4 protein-coding genes and 1 pseudogene are annotated in these 5946 nt (G+C 66.8%); 4 read left to right on the top strand and 1 reads right to left on the bottom strand.

From position 1 onward, the window contains the following. The 4 genes from topA to DYI24_RS19665 form a co-directional block, all read left to right on the top strand. Window positions 1-2118, top strand: a 2118-nt coding sequence (topA, locus tag DYI24_RS19680; RefSeq protein WP_164573502.1) for a type I DNA topoisomerase, incomplete at its 5' end; no start/stop codon positions are given. A gap of 2 nt (window positions 2119-2120) precedes the next feature. Then, window positions 2121-4466, top strand: coding sequence for a ribonuclease R (gene rnr, locus DYI24_RS19675; protein ID WP_164573501.1), 2346 nt, complete (start codon window positions 2121-2123; stop codon window positions 4464-4466). Continuing rightward, on the top strand, window positions 4466-4894 hold the full coding sequence (locus tag DYI24_RS19670) for a DUF983 domain-containing protein (RefSeq protein ID WP_107344983.1): 429 nt from the start codon (window positions 4466-4468) through the stop codon (window positions 4892-4894). Before rnr ends, DYI24_RS19670 begins: the two co-directional genes overlap by 1 nt. 69 nt (window positions 4895-4963) lie before the next feature. Then, on the top strand, window positions 4964-5719 hold the full coding sequence (locus DYI24_RS19665) for an NUDIX hydrolase (protein WP_164573500.1): 756 nt from the start codon (window positions 4964-4966) through the stop codon (window positions 5717-5719). Between the two features lie 33 nt (window positions 5720-5752). Here the strand turns inward: DYI24_RS19665 and DYI24_RS19660 are convergent. Beyond that, a pseudogene (locus DYI24_RS19660) lies at window positions 5753-5946 on the bottom strand (MFS transporter); the annotation flags it as partial.

Genomic DNA, 5946 nt, shown 5'->3' with positions numbered 1-5946 from the left:
TTCGAGGCCCGCCTGGTCGGCGCCGACGGCAGGAAGATCCAGCGGCTCGACATCGGCACCGGCGCCGAGGCCGAAGACTTCAAGAAGGCAATCGAGGCGGCGAATTTCCGGGTCGCCACCGTCGAAGCCAAGCCGGCGCGCCGCAACCCCTACGCGCCGTTCACCACCTCGACGCTGCAGCAGGAAGCCAGCCGCAAGCTCGGCTTCGCGCCGGCCCACACCATGCGGGTGGCGCAGCGGCTATACGAAGGTGTCGATATCGGCGGCGAGACCGTCGGACTCATTACTTATATGCGTACCGACGGTGTGCAGATCGATCCGTCCGCCATCACCCAGGCGCGCAAGGTGATCGCCGAGGATTTCGGCAGCGCCTATGTGCCGGAAGCGCCGCGCCAATACACCGCCAAGGCCAAGAACGCGCAGGAAGCCCACGAAGCGATCCGCCCGACCGACCTGTCGCGCCGGCCGTCCGACGTCAGCCGCAACCTCGATTCCGACCAGGCCCGGCTGTACGAGCTGATCTGGATCCGCACCGTCGCCAGCCAGATGGAGTCCGCCGAGCTGGAGCGCACCACCGTCGATATCGAGGCGAAAGCCGGCTCGCGGGTGCTGGAGCTGCGCGCCACCGGCCAGGTGGTGAAGTTCGATGGCTTCCTCGCCGCCTACCAGGAAGGCCGCGACGACGACTCCGAGGACGAGGATTCCCGCCGCCTGCCCGCGATGACCGAGAACGAGGCGCTGAAGCGCGAGGCCCTCGCCGTCACGCAGCATTTCACCGAGCCGCCGCCGCGGTTTTCCGAAGCCTCGCTGGTGAAGCGGATGGAAGAGCTCGGCATCGGCCGGCCCTCGACCTATGCCTCCATTCTGCAGGTACTGAAGGATCGCGGCTACGTCCGGCTGGAAAAGAAGCGGCTACATGGCGAGGACAAGGGCCGCGTCGTGGTGGCGTTCCTGGAGAGCTTCTTCACCCGTTACGTCGAATACGACTTCACCGCCGGGCTCGAAGAAGACCTCGATCGCATCTCCAATAATGAAGTGTCCTGGAAACAGGTGCTGAGCGACTTCTGGCGCGACTTCATCGGGGCGGTCGACGAGATCAAGGACCTGCGCGTCGCCCAGGTGCTCGACGTGCTCGACGAGATGCTCGGCCCGCACATCTATCCGGCGCGCGAAGACGGCGGCGATCCGCGGCAGTGCCCGAGCTGCGGCACCGGCAAGCTCAATCTGAAAGCCGGCAAATTCGGCGCCTTCGTCGGTTGCTCGAACTATCCAGAATGCCGCTACACCCGGCCGCTCGCTTCCGACAGCGCCGGGGATGCCGATCGTGTGCTCGGCACCGATCCCGACAGCGGACTCGAGGTCGCGGTGAAGTCCGGCCGGTTCGGCCCCTACATCCAGCTCGGCGAGGCCAAGGACTACGCCGAGGGCGAAAAGCCGAAGCGGGCCGGCATTCCGAAGGGCACTTCGCCGTCCGACGTCGACCTTGAAATTGCGCTGAAGCTGCTCGCGTTGCCACGCGAAGTCGGCAAGCACCCGGAGACCGGCCAGCCGATCAAGGCCGGCATCGGCCGGTTCGGGCCCTATGTGCAGCACGAAAAGACCTACGCCAGCCTCGAGGCCGGCGACGACGTGCACACCATCGGCCTCAATCGCGCGGTGACTCTGATCGCCGAGAAAATCGCCAAGGGCCCGAGCAAGCGGCGGTTCGGCTCCGATCCAGGCAAGGCGCTCGGCGATCATCCGAGCCTCGGTGCCGTCGCGGTGAAGAAGGGCCGTTACGGTGCTTACGTCACCGCCGGCGGCGTCAACGCCACGATCCCGTCCGACAAGACCGAAGACACCATCACCCTGCCCGAAGCGATCGCGCTGCTCGACGAGCGCGCCGCCAAGGGCGGCGGCAAGACCAAGAAGGCGCCAGCCAAGAAAGCCGCTGCCAAAAAGGCCGATGCCGACGGTGAAGCCAAGCCCGCGAAAAAGGCGGCTGCCAAGAAGGCCAAGCCGAAAGCTGAAGGCGCCGCCGCCAGCAAGGCGCGCGCGCCTGTTGCCGCAAAGACAGCAGCGAAGAAGGCCGCCAAGCCTAAAGACGCGGCCAAGGGTAGCGCCACCAAGAACGGATAGATGTGAGCAAGCCGCGCGACGCGAAGTTTCCGGACAAGGCCACTCTCCTCGCCTTCATCCGTGCCCACCCCGGCAAGGTCGGGACCCGGGAGATCGCGCGCGAATACGGCCTGAAGAATGCCGATCGCGCCGAGCTGAAGCGCATGCTGCGCGAGCTCGCCGACGGCGGCAGCATCCGCAAGAGCGGCCGCCGCAAGGTGTCGGAGCCCGCCACGCTGCCGCCGACCCTGCTCGCCGATATCGTCTCGCGCGACGCCGACGGCGAACTGATCGCCACCCCATCCGAATGGGACGAGCAGGACGGCGACGCGCCGAAGATCCGCATCCACACGCCGCGCCGGATCAAGCCCGGCACCGCAGCGGGCGTTGGTGATCGCGCGCTATTGCATGTCGAGACCGCCGATCCGCGCGAGGCCGGCCCCGCTTATGTCGGCCGTATCATCCGTGTCCTCGAGCGCGGCAAGGCCCGTATCCTCGGTATCTTCCGTGCGCTGCCGCAGGGCGGCGGCCGGATGGTGCCGGTCGACAAGAAGCAGGCCGGGCGCGAACTCAACATCGCGGCGCACGATGCCGGCGGCGCGCAGGATGGCGATCTCGTCAGCGTCGACCTGATCCGCACCCGCGGCTATGGCCTCGCCTCCGGCCGCGTCAAGGAACGGCTCGGTTCGCTCGCCAGCGAAAAGGCAATCAGCCTGATCGCGATCCACACCCACGATATCCCGCAGGAATTCTCCACCTCCGCGATCCGCGAGTCCGAAGCTGCAGAGCCGGCGACGCTGAAAGGCCGCGAAGACTGGCGCGATCTGCCGCTGGTGACGATCGATCCGCCGGACGCCAAGGATCACGACGACGCTGTCCACGCCGCGCCTGGTCCGGACCCGAACACCAAAGGCGGCGTGATCCTGCATGTCGCGATCGCCGACGTCGCTTACTACGTGCGCCCCGGCTCGGCCCTCGACCGCGACGCGCTGCGCCGCGGCAATTCGGTGTACTTTCCCGACCGCGTCGTGCCGATGCTGCCGGAGCGGATCTCCAACGATCTGTGTTCGCTGAAGCCTGGGGAAGCCCGCGGCGCCCTCGCCGTTCGCATGGTGATCGACGCGCAGGGGCACAAGCGCTCGCATTCGTTCCACCGCGTGCTGATGCGCTCGGCGGCAAAGCTGAGCTACGCACAGGCCCAGGCCGCGATCGACGGCAAGCCCGACGACATCACCGGCCCGCTGCTCGAAACCATCCTGAAGCCGCTTTACGAAGCCTACGCGGTGGTGAAGCGCGGCCGCGACGAGCGCGATCCGCTCGACCTCGATCTGCCCGAGCGCAAGATCATCCTGAAGCCGGACGGCACCGTCGACCGCGTCATCGTGCCGGAGCGGCTCGATGCGCACCGGCTGATCGAAGAATTCATGATCCTCGCCAACGTCGCAGCCGCCGAAATGCTGGAGAAGAAGGCGCTCCCGCTGATCTACCGGGTTCACGATGAGCCCAGCGTCGAGAAGGTCCACAACCTCGTCGACTTCCTGAAGACGCTCGATCTGTCGTTCGCCAAGCAGGGCGCGCTGCGGCCGGCGCAGTTCAACCGCATCCTGGCGATGGTCAAAGGCGAGGACTCCGAGCCGCTGGTCAACGAGGTGGTGCTGCGGTCGCAGGCGCAAGCCGAATATGCGGCCGAGAACTACGGTCACTTCGGCCTTAATCTGCGGCGCTACGCACACTTCACCTCACCGATCCGCCGCTACGCCGACCTCGTGGTACACCGCGCACTGATCCGCGCGCTCGATCTCGGCGACGGCGCGCTGCCGCCGACCGAGACCACCGAGACGCTGGCGGAAGTCGCCGCGCAAATCTCGCTCACCGAGCGGCGCGCGATGAAGGCCGAGCGCGAGACCGTCGACCGGCTGATCGCGCATCATCTCGCCGACCGGATCGGCGCCACGTTCCAGGGCCGCGTCTCCGGCGTCACCAAGGCCGGCCTGTTCGTCAAGCTGAGCGACACCGGCGCTGACGGGCTGATCCCGATCCGCTCGCTCGGCGACGAGTATTACAACTACGACGAAACCCGCCATGCGCTCATCGGCTCGCGCAGCGGGGCCATGCACCGGCTGGGGGATGTCGTCGACGTCAAGCTGGTGGAAGCTGCACCGGTGGCCGGCGCGCTGCGGTTCGAACTGGTGAGCAACGCCAGCGTCGAATTCACGCACCGCAAGACTGCACGCAAGACCAAGGGGAAGAGCAAGGCCAAGCTGAAAACCGAGAGCGGCAAGACGGCGCGCGCCAAGCCCGGACGGGTGAAGGCGCGAAAAGCCGCCAAGCCGAAACAAAAAACCAAGTCCGGGAGAGGAAAACGCTGATGAGCACGCTGACCCGCGAGCCGATCGTCTGGCCTCCGCAATCCGCCCCGTCGCAGCAGCGCAACGTCTGGCAGGCGATGTGGCGCGGCTTCCGCGGCCGCTGCCCGAACTGCGGCGAAGGCCGGATGTTTCGCGCGTTCCTCAAGACCGCTGACAGCTGCACTCAGTGCGGCCAGGATTTCACCGGCCACCGTGCCGACGACCTTCCCGCTTATCTTGTGATCGTCATCGTCGGCCACATCGTGGTGCCGATCGCGCTGTCGATCGAGACGCATTACGCGCCGCCGGTGGAATTGCAGCTGGCGATCTACCTGCCTTTCACCCTGCTGGCTTCGCTGCTATTGCTGCAGCCGGTCAAAGGCGCCGTGGTCGGATTGCAATGGGCATTCCGGATGCACGGCTTCGACGAGACCAACCCGGACCACTGACGGCGCGATTCCCACGCGGCGGCACAACGACGAACAACAACACCAACAAGAAACGACAACGGGAGCGATATGACCGAATCCGCGACACAGACCGAGCCAAAGGTCGAGCAGGATCACCAGGAAGCCAGCCACCATCCCTATTTCCGCCCCAAGGACGCCGCGACGCTGATCCTGGTGGACCGCAGCGGCTCGACGCCGAAGGTGCTGGTCGGCAAGCGCCACGACAACGTCGTGTTCATGCCCGGCAAGTTCGTGTTTCCCGGCGGCCGCGTCGACAAGAGCGACGTCCGGGTCCCGGTCGCGGCGTCGATCCCGCCGGAGCTCGAAGCCAATCTGCTGAAAGGCAGCCCGAAGACCACGCCGTCCCGCGCCCGCGCGCTGGCGATCGCGGCGATCCGCGAGGCCTGCGAAGAGACCGGGCTGTGCCTCGGCTGCAAGACTGAAACCAAAGCGAAGCTCGACGGTCCGTGGCAGCCGTTCGCTGAAGCCGGCCTGCTGCCGGACCCGTCCGGCCTGTTCCTGATCGCGCGCGCGATCACTCCGCCCGGCCGCATCAAGCGGTTCGACACCCGCTTCTTCACCGCCGATGCTTCGGCAATCGCACATCGCGTCGAGGGCGTGGTGCATGCGGATGCCGAGCTGGTCGAGTTGGTGTGGGTCGAGCTCGGCTCCAAGCCGCTCGCCGATCTGCATCCGATGACCAAGAACGTGCTCGGCGAACTCGACCGCCGGCTTGCCACCGGTCCGCTGCGCCACGACGCGGCGCTGCCGTTCTTCCACTTCTACGGCGGCAAGATGCAGAAGGACATGCTGCCGGGCGGCTGAGCGCCCGGCCTGCATCTCACCAGCACACTCGAACTAACGGCGCGACCACCGTGCCGTTAGTTCCAGCAGCAAGGCGATCGCCGCCAGCGCGCCGCCGTAGAGGCTCACCACCGTCCAGCCCCCGTGCGCCCAGGCGAAGGCCGCGCCGGCCGAGCCGATCGATCCGCCGATGAACATCCCGGTCATGAACACGGTGTTGAGCCGGTTTCGCGCCTCCGGCACCAGCG

Origin of the sequence: Rhodopseudomonas sp. BR0C11, assembly GCF_010820945.1 — a bacterium.
Classification (GTDB): domain Bacteria; phylum Pseudomonadota; class Alphaproteobacteria; order Rhizobiales; family Xanthobacteraceae; genus Rhodopseudomonas; species Rhodopseudomonas palustris_H.
Note: the sequence above shows the minus strand (reverse complement) of the source record. Positions and strands in the feature narration are given on the sequence as shown.

Bases quoted from the DNA above. Each gene is read 5' to 3' on its own strand.
- DYI24_RS19670 (WP_107344983.1), top strand. From the start codon at position 4,466: ATGAGCACGCTGACCCGCGAGCCGATCGTCTGGCCTCCGCAATCCGCC.
- DYI24_RS19665 (WP_164573500.1), top strand. From the start codon at position 4,964: ATGACCGAATCCGCGACACAGACCGAGCCAAAGGTCGAGCAGGATCAC.